21 protein-coding genes are annotated in these 19,281 nt (G+C 54.2%); 19 read left to right on the forward strand and 2 right to left on the reverse strand.

The genetic code is table 11. The annotated features are described in order from the left end of the window. Positions 1-11 precede the first annotated feature (11 nt). From R3196_RS02540 to ung, 5 genes are all read left to right on the forward strand, one after another. Complete coding sequence (locus R3196_RS02540) at positions 12-761, forward strand: electron transfer flavoprotein subunit beta/FixA family protein (RefSeq protein WP_318935072.1); 750 nt, start codon at positions 12-14, stop codon at positions 759-761. Then, on the forward strand, positions 758-1,687 hold the full coding sequence (locus R3196_RS02545; protein WP_318935073.1) for an electron transfer flavoprotein subunit alpha/FixB family protein: 930 nt from the start codon (positions 758-760) through the stop codon (positions 1,685-1,687). Before R3196_RS02540 ends, R3196_RS02545 begins: the two co-directional genes overlap by 4 nt. Positions 1,688-1,867: 180 nt before the next feature. After that, positions 1,868-3,712 (forward strand): DUF1302 domain-containing protein, encoded by a 1,845-nt coding sequence (locus R3196_RS02550; protein ID WP_318935074.1) that lies wholly within the window; start codon positions 1,868-1,870, stop codon positions 3,710-3,712. A gap of 427 nt (positions 3,713-4,139) precedes the next feature. Further along, complete coding sequence (locus R3196_RS02555; protein WP_318935075.1) at positions 4,140-6,206, forward strand: S9 family peptidase; 2,067 nt, start codon at positions 4,140-4,142, stop codon at positions 6,204-6,206. Positions 6,207-6,214: 8 nt separating this feature from the next. After that, positions 6,215-6,856 carry a uracil-DNA glycosylase gene (gene ung / locus R3196_RS02560; RefSeq protein WP_318935076.1) on the forward strand — a complete coding sequence of 214 codons (642 nt, stop codon included), beginning with the start codon at positions 6,215-6,217 and terminating at the stop codon, positions 6,854-6,856. A 20-nt stretch (positions 6,857-6,876) separates the two neighbouring features. Here ung and R3196_RS02565 read toward each other — a convergent pair whose 3' ends face one another. Continuing rightward, a complete protein-coding gene (locus tag R3196_RS02565) occupies positions 6,877-7,047 on the reverse strand; it encodes a DUF3545 family protein (RefSeq protein WP_318935077.1) in 171 nt (56 codons plus the stop codon). Positions 7,048-7,238: 191 nt separating this feature from the next. Here R3196_RS02565 and suhB point away from each other — a divergent pair, with 191 nt between their 5' ends. The 9 genes from suhB to fdx all read left to right on the forward strand — a co-directional run bounded on the left by suhB (position 7,239) and on the right by fdx (position 14,137). Next, complete coding sequence (gene suhB, locus R3196_RS02570) at positions 7,239-8,042, forward strand: inositol-1-monophosphatase (protein ID WP_318935078.1); 804 nt, start codon at positions 7,239-7,241, stop codon at positions 8,040-8,042. A 17-nt stretch (positions 8,043-8,059) separates the two neighbouring features. Continuing rightward, complete coding sequence (trmJ, locus tag R3196_RS02575; RefSeq protein WP_318935079.1) at positions 8,060-8,806, forward strand: tRNA (cytosine(32)/uridine(32)-2'-O)-methyltransferase TrmJ; 747 nt, start codon at positions 8,060-8,062, stop codon at positions 8,804-8,806. Positions 8,807-8,869: 63 nt separating this feature from the next. Beyond that, a complete protein-coding gene (gene iscR / locus R3196_RS02580; RefSeq protein WP_318935080.1) occupies positions 8,870-9,358 on the forward strand; it encodes a Fe-S cluster assembly transcriptional regulator IscR in 489 nt (162 codons plus the stop codon). A 24-nt stretch (positions 9,359-9,382) separates the two neighbouring features. Next, entirely contained in the window at positions 9,383-10,597 is a 1,215-nt protein-coding gene (locus R3196_RS02585) for an IscS subfamily cysteine desulfurase (RefSeq protein WP_318935081.1), read from the forward strand. Between the two features lie 48 nt (positions 10,598-10,645). Next, entirely contained in the window at positions 10,646-11,029 is a 384-nt protein-coding gene (gene iscU, locus R3196_RS02590; protein WP_318935082.1) for a Fe-S cluster assembly scaffold IscU, read from the forward strand. A gap of 3 nt (positions 11,030-11,032) precedes the next feature. Further along, positions 11,033-11,356, forward strand: coding sequence for an iron-sulfur cluster assembly protein IscA (gene iscA, locus R3196_RS02595; RefSeq protein WP_318935083.1), 324 nt, complete (start codon positions 11,033-11,035; stop codon positions 11,354-11,356). Positions 11,357-11,365: 9 nt separating this feature from the next. Then, positions 11,366-11,878, forward strand: coding sequence for a co-chaperone HscB (gene hscB, locus R3196_RS02600; protein ID WP_318935084.1), 513 nt, complete (start codon positions 11,366-11,368; stop codon positions 11,876-11,878). A gap of 21 nt (positions 11,879-11,899) precedes the next feature. Continuing rightward, positions 11,900-13,771 carry a Fe-S protein assembly chaperone HscA gene (hscA, locus tag R3196_RS02605; protein WP_318935085.1) on the forward strand — a complete coding sequence of 624 codons (1,872 nt, stop codon included), beginning with the start codon at positions 11,900-11,902 and terminating at the stop codon, positions 13,769-13,771. A gap of 27 nt (positions 13,772-13,798) precedes the next feature. Beyond that, on the forward strand, positions 13,799-14,137 hold the full coding sequence (gene fdx, locus R3196_RS02610) for an ISC system 2Fe-2S type ferredoxin (protein WP_318935086.1): 339 nt from the start codon (positions 13,799-13,801) through the stop codon (positions 14,135-14,137). Here fdx and msrA read toward each other — a convergent pair whose 3' ends face one another. Beyond that, positions 14,138-14,668 carry a peptide-methionine (S)-S-oxide reductase MsrA gene (gene msrA, locus R3196_RS02615; RefSeq protein WP_318935087.1) on the reverse strand — a complete coding sequence of 177 codons (531 nt, stop codon included), beginning with the start codon at positions 14,666-14,668 and terminating at the stop codon, positions 14,138-14,140. A 163-nt stretch (positions 14,669-14,831) separates the two neighbouring features. On the opposite strand from msrA, the gene ndk reads away from it, so the two are divergent. From ndk to ispG, 5 genes are all read left to right on the forward strand, one after another. Then, positions 14,832-15,263, forward strand: coding sequence for a nucleoside-diphosphate kinase (gene ndk, locus R3196_RS02620; protein ID WP_318935088.1), 432 nt, complete (start codon positions 14,832-14,834; stop codon positions 15,261-15,263). Positions 15,264-15,278: 15 nt separating this feature from the next. Next, positions 15,279-16,412 (forward strand): bifunctional tRNA (adenosine(37)-C2)-methyltransferase TrmG/ribosomal RNA large subunit methyltransferase RlmN, encoded by a 1,134-nt coding sequence (locus R3196_RS02625; RefSeq protein ID WP_318935089.1) that lies wholly within the window; start codon positions 15,279-15,281, stop codon positions 16,410-16,412. A 63-nt stretch (positions 16,413-16,475) separates the two neighbouring features. After that, positions 16,476-17,243: a type IV pilus biogenesis/stability protein PilW gene (gene pilW / locus R3196_RS02630; protein WP_318935090.1), complete on the forward strand. Its 768-nt coding sequence runs from the start codon at positions 16,476-16,478 to the stop codon at positions 17,241-17,243. Between the two features lie 21 nt (positions 17,244-17,264). Then, entirely contained in the window at positions 17,265-18,269 is a 1,005-nt protein-coding gene (locus R3196_RS02635) for a RodZ domain-containing protein (protein WP_318935091.1), read from the forward strand. A 43-nt stretch (positions 18,270-18,312) separates the two neighbouring features. Further along, a partial coding sequence (ispG, locus tag R3196_RS02640; RefSeq protein WP_318935092.1) for a flavodoxin-dependent (E)-4-hydroxy-3-methylbut-2-enyl-diphosphate synthase occupies positions 18,313-19,281 on the forward strand: 969 nt, incomplete at its 3' end.

Below are 19,281 nucleotides of genomic sequence, written 5' to 3' on the forward strand. Positions count from 1 at the left end.
GAACCACAACGATGAAAGTATTAGTGGCGGTCAAACGGGTCATCGATTATAACGTGAAGGTTCGCGTCAAAGCGGATCGTTCGGACGTTGATCTGGCCAACGTAAAAATGGCGCTGAATCCATTCTGTGAAATTGCCGTAGAAGAAGCGGTGCGACTGAAAGAGCAAAATATCGCTGACGAAGTGGTCGTTGTTTCGATCGGTCCGAAAGCGGTGCAGGAACAACTGCGCACGGCATTGGCGCTGGGCGCCGATCGTGCCATCCAGGTTGAAACCGACGACATGCCCGACTCACTGGCAGTAGCCAAATTACTGAAGGCGGTGGTTGAGAAAGAACAGCCGCAACTGGTGATTCTGGGTAAACAGGCGATTGACTCTGACAACAATCAGACCGGCCAGATGCTGGGCGCGCTGACCGGCATGCCACAAGGCACTTTCGCCTCTAAGGTCGAAGTTGCTGATGGCACCGTGCAGGTTACCCGTGAAGTCGACGGCGGCCTGCAAACGGTGAAGCTGCAGCTGCCGGCAATTGTCACGACGGATCTGCGTCTGAATGAACCGCGTTATGCGTCGCTGCCAAACATCATGAAGGCGAAGCGTAAGCAGCTGGATGTGCTGAGCACCGATGAACTGGGTGTCAGCGTAACCCGCAGCGTGAAATTACTGAATGTTGAGCCACCGGCAGAACGCAGTGCCGGCGTGAAAGTAGCAGATGTGGCTGAACTGCTGGATAAACTGAAAAATGAGGCGAAAGTAATATGAGCATCCTCGTTATAGCAGAACACGATAATAAAGAACTGAGCACCGCGACGCTGAAAACGCTGACCGCCGCTCAAGCGATTGGTGGCGACATCGATGTACTGGTTGCCGGTGCTGACTGTCAGAGCGTTGCTGACGCCGCGGCTAAAGTTGCCGGAATAAACAAAGTACGGGTTGCCGATAATGCCGCTTACGGACACTTTCTGGCGGAAAATCTTGGTGAACTGGTGGCGCAGTTAGGTAAAGACTATAGCCACATTCTGGCGCCGGCCACCACCACCGGTAAGAACTTTATGCCGCGCACGGCGGCCTTGCTGGACGTGGCCCAGATCTCTGACATTATCGGCGTAGAAAGTGCCGATACCTTCAAGCGGCCGATCTATGCCGGCAACGCTATTGCCACCGTGCAGTCGGCCGACAGCATTAAAGTGATCACCGTGCGCGCTACGGCGTTCGACGCGGTCGCAGCCGAAGGTGGCAGTGCCACCACTGAAGCCGTTGATATCGTGATTGATAACGATAAAGCCGAATTTGTCGGTGAACAGGTAGCCGAGTCTGAGCGGCCTGACCTGACCTCAGCGCAGGTGGTTATTTCCGGCGGCCGCGGCATGCAAAATGGTGAGAACTTCCAGCTACTGGAAAAAGTTGCCGATAAACTGGGCGCTGCTGTTGGTGCGTCCCGGGCAGCTGTTGATGCCGGCTTTGTGCCTAATGACATGCAGGTTGGCCAGACCGGGAAAATCGTCGCACCAGATCTGTATATCGCCGTTGGTATCAGTGGTGCCATCCAGCACCTGGCTGGTATGAAAGATTCCAAAATCATCGTGGCGATTAATAAAGATGAAGAAGCTCCAATCTTCCAGGTTGCCGACTATGGTTTAGTCGCTGACTTGTTCGATGTATTGCCGGAACTTGAGAAGCAGCTATAGATGCGGTTGTATTAGCTGTTTGAAAAGGGCGCCTGACAGTAGTCGGCGCCTTTTTTTTGGTTAACTTTTCTTAATCGACTACTTGCATATTTGTAACTCATCGGACATGATTGAACGCATCACCTGTTTTATAACGTTTTAAGAACGAGCCAAGCACGCTCCCGGGATTAGGTGGCTAACATGAAAAGAAGAACAACTATGCTAAAAAAATTACCACTCGCGACAGCAATCGCGCTGGCATTCTCAAGTACTGCAGCCGTACAGGCAGCAGAGTTCACCGCCGGCGATTTCCGTATTAAATTCGATTCTATTATCTCCTACGGCGCTGCCTGGCGGATGGAAGATCGTGATTTGCGCCTTATTCATCCGGGTAATATGGATGGAGGCATGGGCCAGTCCGGTGTAGCTGACGATGGCAACCTGAACTATGACAACGGCGATATGGTGTCGTCGGTTATCAAAGGTGTGCACGACTTAAGCATTGATGGTGGCGATTACGGCGCCTTTGTACGCTTCAAGTACTGGTATGACGATGTCATTAAAAACCATGACGTGCCGCACGGCCATACTGCGACCAATTATTTCCCGAACGTGACCCTCGATAACGATGGGCTGGATGATTACTCGACCGGTTCTGGTTTTGAGTTACTTGATGCTTTTGTCTACGGCTATTTTGATTTAGGCGATTTGCCAGTCAACGTGCGCTTAGGCCGTCAGGTACTGAGCTGGGGTGAAAGCACCTTCCTGTTCAGCGGTATTAACGCCGTTAACCCGGTTGATGTAAACGCGATTCGTCGTCCTGGGGTTGAAATTAAAGAAGCGCTGCTGCCGGTTGGTATGCTCAGCGCCAACATCGGTCTGACCGGTGGTACCAGCTTAGAAGTCTTTTATCAGTATGAGTGGGATAACACCAAACTTGATGGTTGCGGTACCTTCTTCTCTACGGTTGATATCTTAGGCGGACCAGGCTGTAACAAAGTTACCCTGAACCCGACTCTGGTACCCGGCAATCCGGGTTCATCACTGAGCGACCGTGAGTCGGTGCAATTTGGTACCTATCTGGACCGGTCAGCGAATATCGAGCCGGATGACGGCGGCCAGTATGGTTTTGCCCTGCGTCATTATTCAATGGATCTCGACATTGAATTCGGTGCGTACTACATGAACATCCATAACCAGACGCCTATCGTATCGGCGGTCAACTGGCTTCAGCAGCCATCTGCTGGTCTGACGCATCCGGATGGCTATCCGATTGCCGGACCAAATTACCTGCTGGAGTATCCTGAAGATATCGAAGTGATGGGTGTTAGCTTCAGTACCAACGTGGGTCTGTGGGCCTTAGCCGGTGAGTACAGCTTCCGTCCTGATCATCCGATTCAGATCAATACCACTGAAATCCTGACCGCTGGTTTACGTGCCGGAGTGCCCAGTACCTTCAGTGACCGTATCCAGCGCGACAGCACAGGTGCGATTACTAACCTGGGCCAACTGCAAAGTGGTTACGATGAGCAAGATGTCAGCCAGTTCCAGGTTACGACTATTCGTTTCTTCGAAAACGTACTGGGTGCTGAGCGAATCACCTTTATTGCTGAAGGTGGTTTGAGCAAAGTGCATTCACTGCCTGGCCTGGATGAGCAACGCTACGGCCGTAACCCGGTCTACGGCAAATGCCTGAGCATGGCTGATCAGCGTCAGCTGGGTAATCCTTCACCATCAGCGGATATCAACTGCGAAGGTTTTGTAACCTCCAGCTCCTGGGGCTATCGCGCTCGTTTAGTCGGTCAGTACTCGAATGTGTACAAGGGCTGGAACATGATCCCGACTTTCGCTTTCGGTCATGACGTGAAAGGTTATTCGTCAAACTCGAACTTCCTCGAAGGCCGTAAAACAATTGGCCTGAGTGTCGACTTTGACTACCTGAGCACTTACAAAATCGGCGTTGGTTACAACATCAATACCGGCAGCGACTACGAGCCGGCTTCGGATCGTGACTTTGCTGCGGTGAGCTTCAGCTACAGCTTCTAAGCGCAGCGCCGGGTTAGCTAATCAAATAGGGAAGGGCGTATGCCTTTCCCTTTTTTTGTTTAGCCGATAAGATTTAATCTTATGCATACAAATCCAGTAATAGTGCCTGGATGTACAGTCTTCTTGCTTCAGTCATTTTATCCAGTGACCGCCCGATCAGTCCGTATTAATTCATTTTTGCTAATACCGAGTCGTTGGTAGATAACCTTAGAAGGTATGCCTAAAGCCTTGCCTGTCGTCCTGAGCCAGCCTGCAGGGGGAGTGCGGAATCTCATATGAGTTGTTTTTATGGGCTGGATTAAAATAAAAGGTAATACGCTGGTCTGTTTAACAGGAGCAATCTGCATCTGGTCGAATTGCGCTTGCGTATTTCTACTCGCTGCGTGATGCTCAAATGATACGAAGGGAACATAAAGGGAATCTAACCATGAAACGCATCCTTACTACGGCATTGCTTGCAGCTGCTACGGCCGCCGCAGGTTATGCGTTGCCCGCCAACGCAGCTGAGCAGAGCGCCAAACAGCAATCGAATAGATTGCAGCTCGATGATGTCTTCCAGCTGGAATATGCCAGCAGCCCGGCGGTACACCCGGATGGCGGTTACACGGTATTTGTCCGTAACTACATGGATATAATGACCGACCGCCGGGTTGGTAACCTGTGGCGGGTCGACAATAACGGCAAGCTGCGGCCGCTGACCGGTGGTCAGTATATCGATCATTCGCCGGTGTGGTCGCCCGATGGCAAGCAGCTGGCCTTTGTGTCCAACCGCAGCGGCAGCATGCAGGTGCACCTGTACTGGGCTGACAGCCGCGAGCACGCGCCGGTTACCCGGCTCACCAGCGCGCCGTCTAACTTAAGCTGGTCGCCGGACGGTAAATGGATTGCCTTCAGCATGTTCACCCCGCGCCAGGCCAAGCCACCGGTGAGCCTGCCAGGCAAGCCCAAAGGCGCCGAATGGGCTGAGCCAGCCCGTTACATTGATAAAGACAATTATCGCTATGACGGTGCCGGCTATGCACCGGAAGGCTACAGCCAGATCTACGTGATGCCGGCCAATGGCGGCTCACCCCGTCAGCTGACCTTCGATGATTACAATCACGGCGGCACCCTGACCTGGAACGGCGATTCCAGCGAAATCATCTTCTCGGCCAACCGCCGCGATGATGCTTTTGAGCAGCCACTCAACTCAGAGCTTTATGCAGTAAGTATTGATGACCGTGAAGTGAGCCAGATCACCACGCGGGTGGGGCCGGATCATTCACCGCAGGTGAGCCCGGATGGCAAGCGCATCGCCTGGCTGGGTTTTGACGACGAAAAGATGAGCTACCAGCTGACCCAGCTGTACGTAATGGAACTGGGCGGCGATAAGCCACGCCTGCTAACCGGCGAGCTGGATTACAGCGTCGGTGATATCCAGTGGGCAGCGGACAGCCGCGGTCTGTACTTTGCATACGATAAGCACGGCAAAGGCCATATTGCCTATCAGAACCTGAGTGGCAACCATAGCGTACTGACCGACAAAATGGGTGGCCTGAGCTACTCGCGCCCATACAGTGGTGGCAGCTATGATGTAGCCGATGACGGCAGCCTGGTGTTCACCCTGGCGCATCCGCAGCGGCCGGCCGACCTGATGCTGCAGACCAGCAAGATGAAGCGCAAGCTGACCAGCCTGAACGACGATTTGCTGAACTTCAAGGAGCTGGCCCGGATTGAAGAGATCTGGTACGAATCCAGCCACGACGACAAAAAAATCCAGGGCTGGATAGCTTATCCGCCGGGCTTTGATCCAACCAAAAAATACCCGCTGATTCTGGAGATCCACGGTGGGCCGCATACCGCGTACGCCGGCTCATTTGCCGCGGAAATCCAGCTGATGGCTGCCAAAAGCAATGTAGTGCTGTATACCAACCCACGCGGCAGCACCAGCTATGGTGAGGCTTTCGCCCAGGAAATCCACCACAATTACCCAAGCCATGATTATACCGACCTGATGGATGGTGTGGATGCGGTGATTGAAAAAGGCTTTATTGATGAAGACAAACTCTATGTAACCGGCGGCAGCGGCGGTGGCGTACTGACGGCCTGGATTGTCGGCCATACCGATCGCTTTGCGGCGGCGGTGGTGGCGAAGCCGGTTATCAACTGGTACAGCTTCGTGCTGACTGCTGATGCCTACAACTACTTTACCAAATACTGGTTCCCTGGCGTGCCATGGGAGCATACCGAGCACTACATGAAGCATTCACCGATCAGCTATGTGGGCAATGTGACCACACCGACTATGCTGCTGACCGGTGAGTCGGATTACCGCACCCCGATTTCAGAGTCTGAGCAGTATTATCAGGCGCTGAAACTGGCGGGCGTGGAAACCGCTATGGTCCGTGTTCCGGATGCGCCCCATGGCATCTATACCCGGCCCAGCAACCTGATGGCTAAAGTGGCTTATATTCTGCATTGGTTTGAAAAGTATCCAAAAGCAGAAGATAAGTAAGGAATAAAATGCAGGACTGGTCTGATTTAGTCGGCGAAGAAAAGCAAAAGCAGTATTTTCAGGATCTGATGAATCGCCTGGGCGCCGAGCGCGCCGCGGGCAAAACCATCTATCCGCCGGCTGATCAGGTCTTCAATGCCTTCAGGCTGACGCCGCTGCATAAGGTGAAAGTGGTGATCATTGGCCAGGATCCTTATCACGGTCCCGGGCAGGCTCACGGCTTATGTTTTTCAGTGCCCGAGGGCGTCAAAAAGCCGCCCTCGCTGCGCAATATCTTCAAGGCACTGAAAAACGATTTCCCCGATTATGAAGAACCCAATCATGGCAACCTGGAACACTGGGCTGAGCAAGGGGTGTTATTGCTGAATGCCGTACTGACAGTGGAAGAAGGCAAAGCACATTCCCATGCAGGTTGGGGGTGGGAGCGTTTTACGGACAAGGTGATCGAGCAGATCGACCGGCACTGCGAAGGGGTGGTGTTTTTGCTCTGGGGCAGCTATGCACAGAAAAAGGCCGACTTTGTTGACGCCAACCGTCACCATGTAATGAAGACAGCGCATCCATCACCGCTATCGGCGCATCGGGGCTTTCTGACCTGTGGCCATTTTGCCGCAACCAATCGCTTGCTGGATGAGCCAATCGACTGGTAGGGCGGGCACTTCAGGTTAAATCAATATTCCAGTTCGTCGAGTTCCAGATCCAGTCCGAAATCCATTTCCTGTAATTCCTGACGCAGGCGATATTTTTCTTTTATCGCTTCAATTTCACGCCACTTACGTTTCCCTGCACTTGCTTTATCCGCTTTTGATTCTGCACGCGATAGCTCTTGTGAATGATCCACGGGACCCTCCTGGCTCTGATTATTTTTATGAAATAAAGTTTTTAGCGCAACATCTAGATAACACAGGAAAAACATCTGGTCAAGCAATGATCAATGCGGAGCAGGCAGTCGCCAACTGATAATTGCCTGATGCCAAAATTTAGCCTATAATCCGCGCCCACAAATGTTCTTTCACAGTACAGGTAATTGGTATGCATCCCATGTTAAACATCGCGGTGCGCGCAGCGCGTGTGGCCGGCAAAATTTTGGTCAAAGATTTCGGGGTCGAAGTGGACCTCAATGTGCAGGTGAAAAGCCAGCACGATTTCGTGACCGAGCTTGATAAAGCGGCAGAGAGCGCGATTGTTCGTAACATTCTTAAAGTTTATCCCGACCATAGCATTCTGGCGGAAGAAGGCGGCGAGATTATCGGCAACGATGCGGACCACCAGTGGATTATCGATCCACTTGATGGCACCACCAATTACCTGCGCGGTATCCCGCATTTTGCGATCTCCATCGCTTATCAGTACAAAGGTTCAGTGCAGGCAGCGGTTATTTATGACCCGTTGCGTGAAGAGCTGTTCACCGCCACTAAAGGTGCGGGCGTGCAGCTTAACGGCAAGCGCCTGCGCGTGAAGAGCCAGCGTGACCTTAACGGCGCCCTGCTGGGTACCGGTTTCCCGTTCAAACGTAAAGACTTAACGCCACAATATCAGGCCGTGTTCGGCGCCCTGTTCGAACAGGTGTCCGACATGCGTCGGGGCGGCTCGGCGGCATTGGATCTGGCCTACGTTGCGGCCGGCCGCATGGATGGCTTCTGGGAGTTCAGCCTGCAGCCGTGGGATATCGCTGCCGGCGCACTGATGGTGCGCGAAGCCGGTGGCCTGGTAACGGATTTCGCCGGTGGCCATGGTTTTATGGAAAGTGGCCACGTGGTGGCCGGTAACCCCAAAGTGGTGCAGGGCATTTTGTCCAAGGCTCGTCCGCACCTGCCGGTTAGTATGAAGAAATAAGCACAGCAGGAGGCGCCATGTTAGACACCATTCGTGTAGTACTGGTCAATACCTCGCATACCGGCAACATCGGCTCGGTGGCGCGGGCAATGAAAACCATGGGGCTGAGCCAGCTGACGCTGGTGGATCCGGTACAGGCACCGGACAGTCATGCCTCGGCGCTGGCAGCCGGCGCTACCGACGTACTACATGGCGCGAAGATTGTGCCAACCCTGGCTCAAGCTATTGCCGATTGTGGCCTGGTCATCGGCACCAGCGCCCGCAGTCGCACCCTCGACTGGCCGTTGCTGAATCCGCGGGAATGTGCCGCCAAACTGTTGACCGAGAGCCCCGCTTACCCGGTCGCACTGGTATTTGGCCGGGAAAGTAGTGGCCTGACCAACGAGGAACTGCAGCAGTGCAGCTTTCACGTACACATCCCGGCTAACCCAGAGTACAGTTCGCTGAACCTGGCTATGGCGGTGCAGACCCTGGCTTATGAAGTGCGGATGCAGTTTCTTGAGGCCAGCGCAGCCGCCCCAGCGGCCAGCAGCGACTACCCGCTGGCGGACGACCTTGAGCGCTTCTATGGTCACCTGGAACAAACCCTGACACAAACCGGCTTTATCGTAAAACAGCACCCGGGTCAGGTGATGGCGAAGCTGCGCCGGATGTTTACCAGAGCCCGGCCAGAGACCATGGAACTCAATATATTACGGGGTATTTTAACCTCGTTTGATAAGGCAATTGCTAAGGCAACAGACAAGCAGCAGGACGACGCATAATACTTGACTGTTTTAGTCAGGTATGGGAGGATCTACGGCAATAACCAAGGAGACTCAGCAGCTATGAGGTTAACCTCGAAAGGGCGCTACGCCGTTACTGCCATGCTCGACGTTGCGCTACATACAGAGCAGGGACCGGTATCTTTAGCCGATATATCTGAACGTCAGGGTATTTCGCTAAGCTATCTGGAGCAGCTGTTTGCCCGGTTGCGCAAACACGGGCTGGTGAACAGTGTACGTGGTCCCGGCGGCGGTTACCGGCTTGGCCATGCGGCCGAAGCGATTTCTGTCAGTGCTGTGATTCAGGCAGTGGATGAGTCGATTGACGCCACCCGCTGCCAGGGTAAAGGCGGTTGCCAGGGTGGCAGCCGGTGCCTGACCCATTCGCTGTGGGAAAACCTCAGCGACCGAATTGAAGATTTTTTAGCAAATATCAGTCTGGCCGAATTAGTCAGCCAGCGAGATGTGGCGAGCATTGCGCTGCGCCAGAATGCACAAATCGCGGAACAGAAAAAGCGGGCCCAACGTATTGCCCTCAACTGTGACATTTGACGCGAACCGGAGGAAATAGAGCAGATGAAATTACCGATTTATTTTGATTACGCCGCGACCACTCCTGTTGACCCTCGTGTGGCGGAAAAAATGATGCAGTTTCTGACCCCCGACGGTCAGTTTGGTAATGCCGCGTCGCGGTCACACCGGTTTGGCTGGCAGGCTGAAGAAGCCATTGATATCGCCCGTAACCAGATCGCTGATCTGGTCAACGCTGATCCCCGTGAAATCGTATTTACCTCAGGCGCAACCGAGTCAGACAACCTGGCTATCCGGGGTGCGGCTGAGTTCTACCAGAAGAAAGGCAAGCACATCATCACTGCCAAAACCGAGCATAAAGCGGTGCTGGATACCTGTCGCCAGATGGAGCGTCAGGGCTTTGAAGTCACTTACCTTGATGTGCAGGAAGATGGCCTGATCGATATCGAAGCATTCAAAGCCGCGCTGCGTGAAGACACCGTACTGGTCAGCATCATGCACGTAAACAACGAAATCGGCGTCATCCAGGATATCGAAACCATCGGTAACCTGTGCCGTGAAAACAAAACGATTTTTCATGTCGATGCCGCGCAGAGCGCCGGTAAAATTGACATTGATCTGGCTAAGCTGCCGGTCGACCTGATGTCATTCTCAGCGCACAAAATGTACGGCCCCAAAGGTATTGGTGCCCTGTATGTGCAGCGCAAGCCACGGATCCGCCTGAACGCGCAAATTCACGGTGGCGGCCACGAGCGCGGCATGCGCTCAGGTACCCTGCCAACCCACCAGATCGTTGGCTTTGGTGAAGCGGCTGCGATCGCGAAACAGGAAATGGCCGCCGAGCGCGAGCGTTTTCACGCGCTGGCCGAGCGTCTGTGGAATGGTGTGAAAGACATCGAAGAAGTGTATATCAACGGTAACCAGGAGCAGGGCGTACCGCATATCTTCAACATTAGCTTTAACTTTGTTGAAGGCGAGTCACTGATCATGGCGTTGAAAGATTTAGCTGTATCATCAGGCTCGGCCTGTACCTCGGCCAGCCTCGAGCCATCGTACGTACTGCGTGCGCTGGGTCGCAACGACGAATTAGCCCATAGCTCAATTCGGTTCAGCTTTGGCCGCTTTACGACAGAAGAAGAAGTTGACCACGCGGTTGAACAAATTCAGAAATCTATTGGTCGTCTGCGGGATATGTCGCCACTTTGGGAAATGTACAAAGATGGTGTTGATCTCGAGAAAGTAGAGTGGGTTGCCCACTAACAGGGTAGCGCGCTAACAGACGAGCAAATTCACGAGAGGTAAAGTGTTATGGCATATAGCGAAAAAGTAATCGACCATTATGAGAACCCACGCAACGTTGGTGGCTTCGACAAAAACGACCCGAGCATCGCCACCGGCATGGTCGGCGCACCCGCTTGTGGTGACGTGATGAAACTGCAACTCAAGGTGAATGCTCAGGGCATTATCGAAGATGCCAAGTTCAAAACCTATGGTTGTGGTTCAGCAATCGCTTCCAGTTCACTGGTCACCGAATGGGTAAAAGGCAAATCGCTGGAAGAAGCCGCGCAGCTGAAAAACACCCAGATCGCCGAAGAGCTGGCGCTGCCACCGGTGAAAATTCACTGCTCGATACTGGCCGAAGATGCCATTAAAGCAGCGATTGAAGATTACAAAAGCAGACACGCAGGGTAACCAATGGCAATTACCATGACAGACGCGGCTGCCAAACGAGCGCAGTCATTTCTGGAGAAACGCGGTAAAGGTCTCGGCATCCGTTTAGGTGTGCGCACCACGGGCTGCTCTGGCCTTGCCTATGTGATGGAATTTGTTGATGATATGGATAGCACGGATACCGTGTTTGAAGAAAAAGGCGTCAAAATCATCATCGACGGCAAGAGCCTCAGCTACCTTGACGGTACCGAGCTGGACTTCGTCAAAGAAGGCCTGAACGAAGGCTTTGAGTTTAAAAACCCGAACGCCAAAGGCGAGTGTGGTTGCGGCGAAAGCTTCAACGTATAAAAGGGTTCTATGAATCATTTTGAACTGTTTGACCTGCCCGCCGCATTCGATATCGATGCGGCGGATTTGCAACAGCGCTACCGCAAACTGCAGCAGCAGTTGCATCCTGATCGTTTTGCCAGTGGCAGCGAACGCGACAAACTACTCGCGGTGCAGCGCACCGCGCAGGTAAACGATGCCTATCAGACCCTGAAAACCCCTCTCAACCGCGCTGAGTATATACTGCAGCTGCGGGGCATTGACCTGCAGCACGAGCAGCAGACCATCCGCGATCCGGATTTTCTGATGGCGCAAATGGAGTGGCGCGAACGCATTGAAGAATTGCAGCAGGCCGCGGATGATTTTGCCGCAATCGACAGCGCCTACGGGGATCTGGACGCCCAGACCCGTGACCTGCAGCAGCAACTGGAACAGCATATCAAGGCTGAAGCGAATGAAGCGGCAGCCATAGCGGTGCGCAAGCTCAAGTTCATGCACAAGCTGCGGAGCGAAATCGAGCGCGTCGAAGACAGCGCCGACTAACTAACAACGGATTTCAATATTATGGCGTTATTGCAAATAGCAGAACCCGGACAAAGCACGGCCCCCCACGAACATCGCCTGGCGGCGGGTATTGATTTAGGGACCACTAACTCGCTGGTTGCCACAGTGCGCAGCGGCGAACCCCAGGTACTGGAAGACGAGCAAGGCCATGCCATACTGCCGTCAGTGGTCTACTACGGCGCTGATGAGATCCTGACCGGGCACGAAGCTCTGGCCAAGCATAGCGATGCGTCGATCGAAACCGAAAACACCATAGTTTCAGTCAAACGTTTTATCGGCCGCACTATCGCTGATGTGCAGCGTAACTTTCATAACCTGCCGTATAAACTCAGCGAAACCGAAAACGGCGTACCGGTATTTGAAACCGCCGCCGGCGATAAGAATGCCGTTGAAGTATCCGCAGATATATTACGCACCCTGGCGGTTCGCGCCGAAGCCGCTTTGGGCGGCGAGCTGACGGGTGTGGTCATTACCGTGCCGGCCTATTTTGATGATGCCCAGCGCCAGAGCACCAAGGATGCGGCGCAACTGGCCGGGCTCAACGTATTACGCCTGCTGAACGAGCCTACCGCAGCGGCGGTGGCTTATGGCCTGGATTCCGGCCAGGAAGGCCTGATCGCGGTATACGATTTAGGCGGCGGCACCTTTGATATTTCGCTGCTGCGGCTGCAGGGCGGCGTATTTGAAGTGCTGGCCACCGGCGGCGACAGCGCCCTAGGTGGCGACGATTTTGACCAGCTGATCGTGAACCGGCTTAAAACCGAATGGCAGTTACCCGAGCAGGTCGTCGCGCGGCTGGAGCGTGATCTGATCAACGCCGCCAAGCAAGCCAAAGAAGCCTTAAGCACAGCGACCACCCACACCATCAGCATGGACGTAGAAGGCGCTGAGCGTGAGTATGTGCTTACTCTGGACGAATTTAACGGGCTGATTGAGCCGCTGATCCGCAAAACCCTGAGCAACTGCCGCCGCGCCTTAAAAGATGCCGGCGTGACCGCTGATGAAGTGCAGGAAGTGGTGATGGTGGGTGGCTCGACCCGGGTACCGAAAGTACGCTCGGCGGTGGGCGAATTCTTTGGCCGCGAACCGCTGACCTCCATTGACCCGGATCAGGTGGTGGCCGTGGGCGCTGCCATTCAGGCCGATGTGCTGGCCGGCAATAAACCCGATTCCGACATGCTGCTGCTGGATGTGATCCCGCTGTCGCTGGGGCTCGAAACCATGGGCGGTTTGGTTGAGAAGGTCATCGAGCGCAATACCACTATTCCGGTTGCCAAAGCTCAGGAATTTACCACCTTTAAAGACGGCCAGACCGCGATGATGATTCACGTGGTGCAGGGCGAGCGCGAGCTGGTTGACGATTGTCGCTCGCTGGCGCGCTTTGTGTTGACGGATATCCCGCCAATGGCAGCCGGTGCGGCGCACATCCGTGTGACTTTCCAGGTGGACGCCGATGGCCTGCTGAGCGTGACCGCCATGGAAAAATCCAGCGGCGTCAGCGCCTCGATTCAGGTCAAACCATCCTATGGCCTGGCCGATGAAGATATTACTAAAATGATTAGTGCCTCAATGAGCCATGCCAAGGGCGATATGGCGGCCCGCATGCTGCGCGAGCAGCAGGTCGAAGCCGACCGCGTGATTGAAGCCTTAAGCAGTGCGCTGGCAGTTGATGGCGATCTGCTCGATGATGACGAGCGGGCACGGCTGGATGCGGCTATGGCCGAGCTGCGCGAAGCGCGGGCCGGCACCGACACCGATGTCATCGAAGCGGCGATCAAGAAAGTAGATGCCGCCAGTGATGAATTTGCCGCCCGGCGCATGGATAAATCGATTCGCAAAGCGCTGTCAGGTCAGCGCGTTGACTCACTGTAGTCAGCTTTAAACAGACGGAGATAACGAATGCCCAAGATTATATTTCTGCCCCATCCCGAACTGTGCCCGGAAGGCACTGCAGTTGAAGCCAAAGCAGGCGAAACCGTACTGGATGTGGCGCTGAAAAATGGCATCGGCATCGAGCATGCCTGTGAAAAATCCTGTGCCTGCACCACCTGTCACGTGCTTATCCGCGAAGGCTTTGACTCGCTGGACGAAAGCAGCGAGTGCGAAGACGATATGTTAGATAAAGCCTGGGGACTTGAGCCCGACTCGCGGCTTGGCTGTCAGGCTCACATCAAAGATGAAGACCTGGTGGTCGAAATCCCCAAATACACCATCAACATGGTGAGTGAAAACCACTAATCATTCCAGCCGATCAGCGAAGGTCCGCCGGAATTTGGCCAGCTTGGGTGACACGACCGCCTGGCAGTAGGCGTTATCCGGGTTCCGCTCGATATAGTTTTCGTGGTAATCCTCGGCTGGCCAGAACTTCTCTAATGGCTCAACTTCAGTGACGATTTCGTCGGCCCAGGTTTTGTCGGCCTGCATATCAGCAATGATGTCGTGGGCCTGCTGGCGCTGCTCGTCGGTGTGATAGAAAATCGCTGAGCGGTACTGGGTGCCCACATCGTTGCCCTGGCGGTTCAACTGGGTCGGGTCGTGCAGGGCGAAGAAGATCTCGTAAATTTCACGGATATTTATGGCCTGCGGGTCGTACGTTAGTTGCACCACTTCGGCATGGCCGGTTTCGCCTTTGCAGACTAGTTCGTAGGTTGGATTTTCTTTATGGCCGCCGGCATAGCCGGACTCGGCTTTCAGCACGCCGCGCACCTGCTTGAAGGCGCCTTCGATGCACCAGAAGCAGCCGCCGGCCAGGGTAATTTGTTGAGTCATTCAGGTCATGCTCCCTTAAAGTAAATGGACGTCTAAACATCCATATCATGACACGGGTGTTTACGCCTGTCCATCAGTGTACATCATGCCCTGTTTTGCGTATAATCCGCGCGACTCGAAGCTATCCCGAATTTATCCCGAATCTATCTAACGGAGACCAACAATGGCCTTAGAACGTACTTTATCAATTATCAAACCTGACGCAGTGGGCAAAAACCTGATCGGCGCTATCTACAACCGTTTTGAAACTGCGGGCTTCCGTATTGTTGCGGCCAAAATGATGCACCTGAGCACTGAACAAGCCGAAGGCTTCTACGCTGAACACTCAGAGCGTCCATTCTTCCGTGCGCTGGTTGATTTCATGACTTCAGGCCCTGTGACTGTGCAGGTACTGGAAGCAGAAAACGCGGTACGTAAGCATCGTGACATCATGGGCGCGACCAACCCGGCCGACGCACTGGCAGGAACGCTGCGTGCAGACTATGCTGAAACTATCGATGAAAATGCGGTACATGGCTCTGATTCAGTTGAATCGGCGGCCCGCGAAATTGCTTACTTCTTCTCTGACGAAGAAATCTGCTCACGCACCCGCTAATTTAGGTGGAACTGAATGAATGCGATTGACAAAAAAGTGAACCTGCTCGATTTGAATCGCCAGGGTATGCGCGATTTCTTCAGCGAGCTTGGCGAAAAACCATTTCGTGCCGACCAGGTGATGAAGTGGGTATATCACTATTGCGTCGACGATTTCGATCAGATGACCAACCTGAATAAAGCTTTACGGGAAAAGCTGAAGCAGATCGCTGAAATTCGCGCACCCGAGGTGCGCGAACAACAGCAGTCTGCCGATGGCACCATCAAATTTGCGATGACCTTGTTTGATGCCCAGGACGTAGAAGCCGTCTGGATCCCGGAAAAAGATCGCGCCACCCTCTGCGTATCATCGCAGGTGGGTTGCGCCCTTGAATGCACCTTCTGCTCGACCGGGCAGCAGGGTTTTAACCGCAATTTGCGGGTAGCGGAAATCATCGGCCAGGTATGGCGGGTGAACAAGCTGCTGGGCGCCTTTGGTGAAACCGGCGTGAAAGCAGTGACCAATGTGGTGATGATGGGCATGGGCGAACCCCTGCTGAACGTTGCCAATGTGGTACCGGCAATGGAACTGATGATGGACGACAACGCCTTTGGCTTGTCCAAGCGTCGCGTAACCTTAAGTACGTCCGGCGTGGTTCCTGCGTTAGAAAAATTGCGTGACCAGATTGACGTCGCCCTGGCGATTTCACTGCACGCACCAGATGACGAACTGCGTAACGAAATCGTCCCGATTAACAAGAAGTACCCGATCAGCGAACTGCTGGCGGCCAGCCGTCGCTATGTGGAAGTATCCAATGCGCAGACCAAGGTGACCATTGAGTATGTGATGCTGGATCACGTCAATGATTCCACCGACCAGGCCCATGCGCTGGCTGAGACCCTGAAAGACACGCCGTGCAAGATCAACCTGATCCCATTTAATCCGTTTCCTGGTTCAGATTACGGCCGCTCCAGCAACTCGCGTATTGACCGCTTTGCTAAAGTTCTGATAGAAAAGGGCTTTATCGTGATGGTCCGCAAAACCCGTGGCGATGATATTGATGCCGCTTGTGGGCAGCTGGTGGGCGACGTAATTGACCGTACCAAGCGCATCCTTAAAAAGCAGCAGGCCGGCCGCGGCGGCAGCGGTATTGACGTAAAGGCTGTTTAATTCGTCAGGCTGCTGTAGTATCAGTAAAGTATATAAGTACTTGATGTTTCACAGGAGCCGGAAATGCGTGCATTACTACTGACCCTTGTTGTAGCCAGTCTGCTATTGAGCGGCTGCGTTAGCCAGCGCACGGTGGATGGTGAATCGCAACCAACCCAGCAACTGGATGAGCAGGAAGCCGCCCGGGTCCGTCTGGCCCTGGGGCTGCAGTATCTGCGTAGTCAGAATTATCAGCTGGCCAAGGCCAATTTAGAGCGCGCCCGTGACTATACGCCGGATAATCCGGCGGTGCATACCGGGCTGGCTTATTATTATCAGCAGGTAAAAGATTTCAAAAGGGCGGAACAATATTACCGTAGCGCTATCAAACTTAATCCGGATGATGGAGATACGTTGAATAACCTGGCCGTGCTGCTGTGTTCTCAGGGGCAATACAAAGAGGCGCTGGCCTATTTTAATGAAGCGGTCAGCCAGCCCGAATATGTGAAAGTGGCCAGTACCTGGCAGAACGCCGCAACCTGCGCAACGAAGCAGGGTGACTATGCCGCAGCCGACAGATATTACCGGCTGGCGATCAATCATGACCCGCAAAATAGCACTATTCTTGAGAGCTACGCTGGGTTATTGTTACGCCAGCAACGCTATGCCGATGCGCAGCGTGTATTGGCACAGCGCGCCGATTTACCCCAGTTCACGCCGCAATATTTGTGGCTGGAAGTGCAACTGGCGCGGGCGCTGGGAAATGAAGCAAAAGCACTGGCCTTTAGTGACCTGTTACTGTCACGTTTCCCCCAGTCTGAACAAGCGAAGCGACTTTTAAAAAATTCATGAGTTTTAACCTACGGTAGGCCGATGAGCGCAGATAAAGACCTTTTTACATCGCCGGATGCAGAGCAAGAACAGGATGAAAAACCTGAATTTACGGGATCGACCCCGGGCCAACTGCTGCGTGCTGCACGCGAGGAAAGGGGGCTGACCCCTCAACAGGTCGCAGACAGCCTGCGCCTGCGCGTGGCGATCATCGAAATGATCGAGGCCGATGAGTATGAAAAGCTCTCCGCCCCGGCGTTCGTTCGCGGCTATTTGCGCTCATTCGCAAAAGCGGTGGAGGCCGATTTGACAGCGGTGCTGAGTGCCTACGAACAAATGGGTTACGGTGCCAGTACTAAGCCCAACCTGAATATGCAGAGCTTCTCCAAGCGGCAGGTGCTTGAACGCGATGACAACCGCCTGAAATGGATCAGCTACCTGATTATTATTGTGGTCCTGGCAATGGCGGTGGTCTGGTGGTGGCAGGACAGTGACTTCAGCATGGATGCCATCTTCGGCTCCGGCAGCCCGCAAAGCGAAGTAGCCCGTGGTTCGACCACGGAAAACACACCAAACCGCATTGAGATCACCGATAGAACCGACGATTCGGAAGCCCGTGGTTCAAGCACGGGTTATGATGAGGTCGAGTACGATGGCGTTGAGCAAATCCCTGAATCTGACGTGTCGGCCGCTGACGTGTCGACCGCTGAAGTCGTACCCGAGCCGGTGATCATCGCGCCGACGACCGTGCCAGCCACGGTCACCGCCGATATCGCTGATGCTGAGGCCGCCACTGAGCCGTCGACCGGCGAAGCCAGCCTGGCGATGACCTTCCGTGATGCCTGCTGGATCAAAGTAACTGACGCGACCGGTGAAGACATTGCCATCGGCATAAAAGCCGCCGGTTACACCATGCCGCTGACGGGGCAGCCACCATTTGATATCATTCTGTGTAAACCAGAAGCAGTTGAGTTAACCTATCAGGGCGAGCCCGTTGATCTCAGCGCCTACCGTCGTAATCGCTCGGTCACACTTACCCTGGATTGATTTACCCTGATTTGATGTACCCAAGACTAGCGAGCCGTATCCCATGCATGAATCTCCAATAAAACGCCGTCCGTCACGCCGTATCTATGTCGGTAACGTGCCGATTGGCGATGGCGCACCCATCGCGGTGCAGTCGATGACCAATACCGAGACCTGCGATGTGGATGCGACGGTTAAGCAAATAAAAGCCATTGCTGCCGCCGGCGCCGATATCGTGCGGGTGTCCGTGCCCACTATGGATGCCGCTGAGGCCTTTAAGTTAATCAAGCAGCAAAGTCCGGTACCACTGGTGGCAGATATCCATTTTGACTACCGTATCGCCCTGAAAGTGGCTGACTACGGGGTCGACTGCCTGCGGATTAATCCGGGCAACATCGGCAACGAGCAACGCATCCGCCAGGTGGTGGACGCCGCCCGTGACCGCGGCATCCCGATCCGGATTGGTGTGAACGGCGGCTCACTGGAAAAAGACCTGCAGGAAAAATACGGCGAGCCCGTGCCGGCGGCGCTGGTGGAATCCGCTATGCGCCATGTGGATATTCTGGATCGCCTGAACTTCCATGACTTCAAAGTCAGCGTCAAAGCTTCGGATGTATTCCTGGCAGTAGAATCCTACCGGTTACTGGCGCAGCAGATTGATCAGCCGTTGCACCTGGGTATCACTGAAGCCGGTGGCCTGCGCAGTGGTTCAGTGAAATCAGCCATTGGCCTTGGCATGCTACTGGCCGAAGGTATCGGCGATACCCTGCGGGTATCGCTGGCGGCGGATCCCGTTGAAGAAGTCAAAGTTGGCTTTGATATTTTAAAATCACTCCGCATTCGCAGCCGTGGCATTAACTTTATTGCCTGCCCCAGCTGTTCGCGCCAGGAGTTTGACGTGATTGGTACCGTCAACGCCCTCGAACAGCGGCTTGAAGACGTAGTGGTGCCGATGGATGTGTCCATTATTGGCTGCGTGGTCAATGGCCCGGGCGAAGCCCTGATTTCGCACATCGGCCTGGCCGGCGCCAAG

Source organism: Pseudidiomarina sp. (assembly GCF_033722695.1).
GTDB lineage: Bacteria > Pseudomonadota > Gammaproteobacteria > Enterobacterales > Alteromonadaceae > Pseudidiomarina.

Bases quoted from the DNA above. Each gene is read 5' to 3' on its own strand.
- R3196_RS02540 (WP_318935072.1), top strand. From the start codon at position 12: ATGAAAGTATTAGTGGCGGTCAAACGGGTCATCGATTATAACGTGAAG.
- R3196_RS02545 (WP_318935073.1), top strand. From the start codon at position 758: ATGAGCATCCTCGTTATAGCAGAACACGATAATAAAGAACTGAGCACC.
- R3196_RS02550 (WP_318935074.1), top strand. From the start codon at position 1,868: ATGAAAAGAAGAACAACTATGCTAAAAAAATTACCACTCGCGACAGCA.
- R3196_RS02555 (WP_318935075.1), top strand. From the start codon at position 4,140: ATGAAACGCATCCTTACTACGGCATTGCTTGCAGCTGCTACGGCCGCC.
- ung (WP_318935076.1), top strand. From the start codon at position 6,215: ATGCAGGACTGGTCTGATTTAGTCGGCGAAGAAAAGCAAAAGCAGTAT.
- suhB (WP_318935078.1), top strand. From the start codon at position 7,239: ATGCATCCCATGTTAAACATCGCGGTGCGCGCAGCGCGTGTGGCCGGC.
- trmJ (WP_318935079.1), top strand. From the start codon at position 8,060: ATGTTAGACACCATTCGTGTAGTACTGGTCAATACCTCGCATACCGGC.
- iscR (WP_318935080.1), top strand. From the start codon at position 8,870: ATGAGGTTAACCTCGAAAGGGCGCTACGCCGTTACTGCCATGCTCGAC.
- R3196_RS02585 (WP_318935081.1), top strand. From the start codon at position 9,383: ATGAAATTACCGATTTATTTTGATTACGCCGCGACCACTCCTGTTGAC.
- iscU (WP_318935082.1), top strand. From the start codon at position 10,646: ATGGCATATAGCGAAAAAGTAATCGACCATTATGAGAACCCACGCAAC.
- iscA (WP_318935083.1), top strand. From the start codon at position 11,033: ATGGCAATTACCATGACAGACGCGGCTGCCAAACGAGCGCAGTCATTT.
- hscB (WP_318935084.1), top strand. From the start codon at position 11,366: ATGAATCATTTTGAACTGTTTGACCTGCCCGCCGCATTCGATATCGAT.
- hscA (WP_318935085.1), top strand. From the start codon at position 11,900: ATGGCGTTATTGCAAATAGCAGAACCCGGACAAAGCACGGCCCCCCAC.
- fdx (WP_318935086.1), top strand. From the start codon at position 13,799: ATGCCCAAGATTATATTTCTGCCCCATCCCGAACTGTGCCCGGAAGGC.
- msrA (WP_318935087.1), bottom strand. From the start codon at position 14,668: ATGACTCAACAAATTACCCTGGCCGGCGGCTGCTTCTGGTGCATCGAA.
- ndk (WP_318935088.1), top strand. From the start codon at position 14,832: ATGGCCTTAGAACGTACTTTATCAATTATCAAACCTGACGCAGTGGGC.
- R3196_RS02625 (WP_318935089.1), top strand. From the start codon at position 15,279: ATGAATGCGATTGACAAAAAAGTGAACCTGCTCGATTTGAATCGCCAG.
- pilW (WP_318935090.1), top strand. From the start codon at position 16,476: ATGCGTGCATTACTACTGACCCTTGTTGTAGCCAGTCTGCTATTGAGC.
- R3196_RS02635 (WP_318935091.1), top strand. From the start codon at position 17,265: ATGAGCGCAGATAAAGACCTTTTTACATCGCCGGATGCAGAGCAAGAA.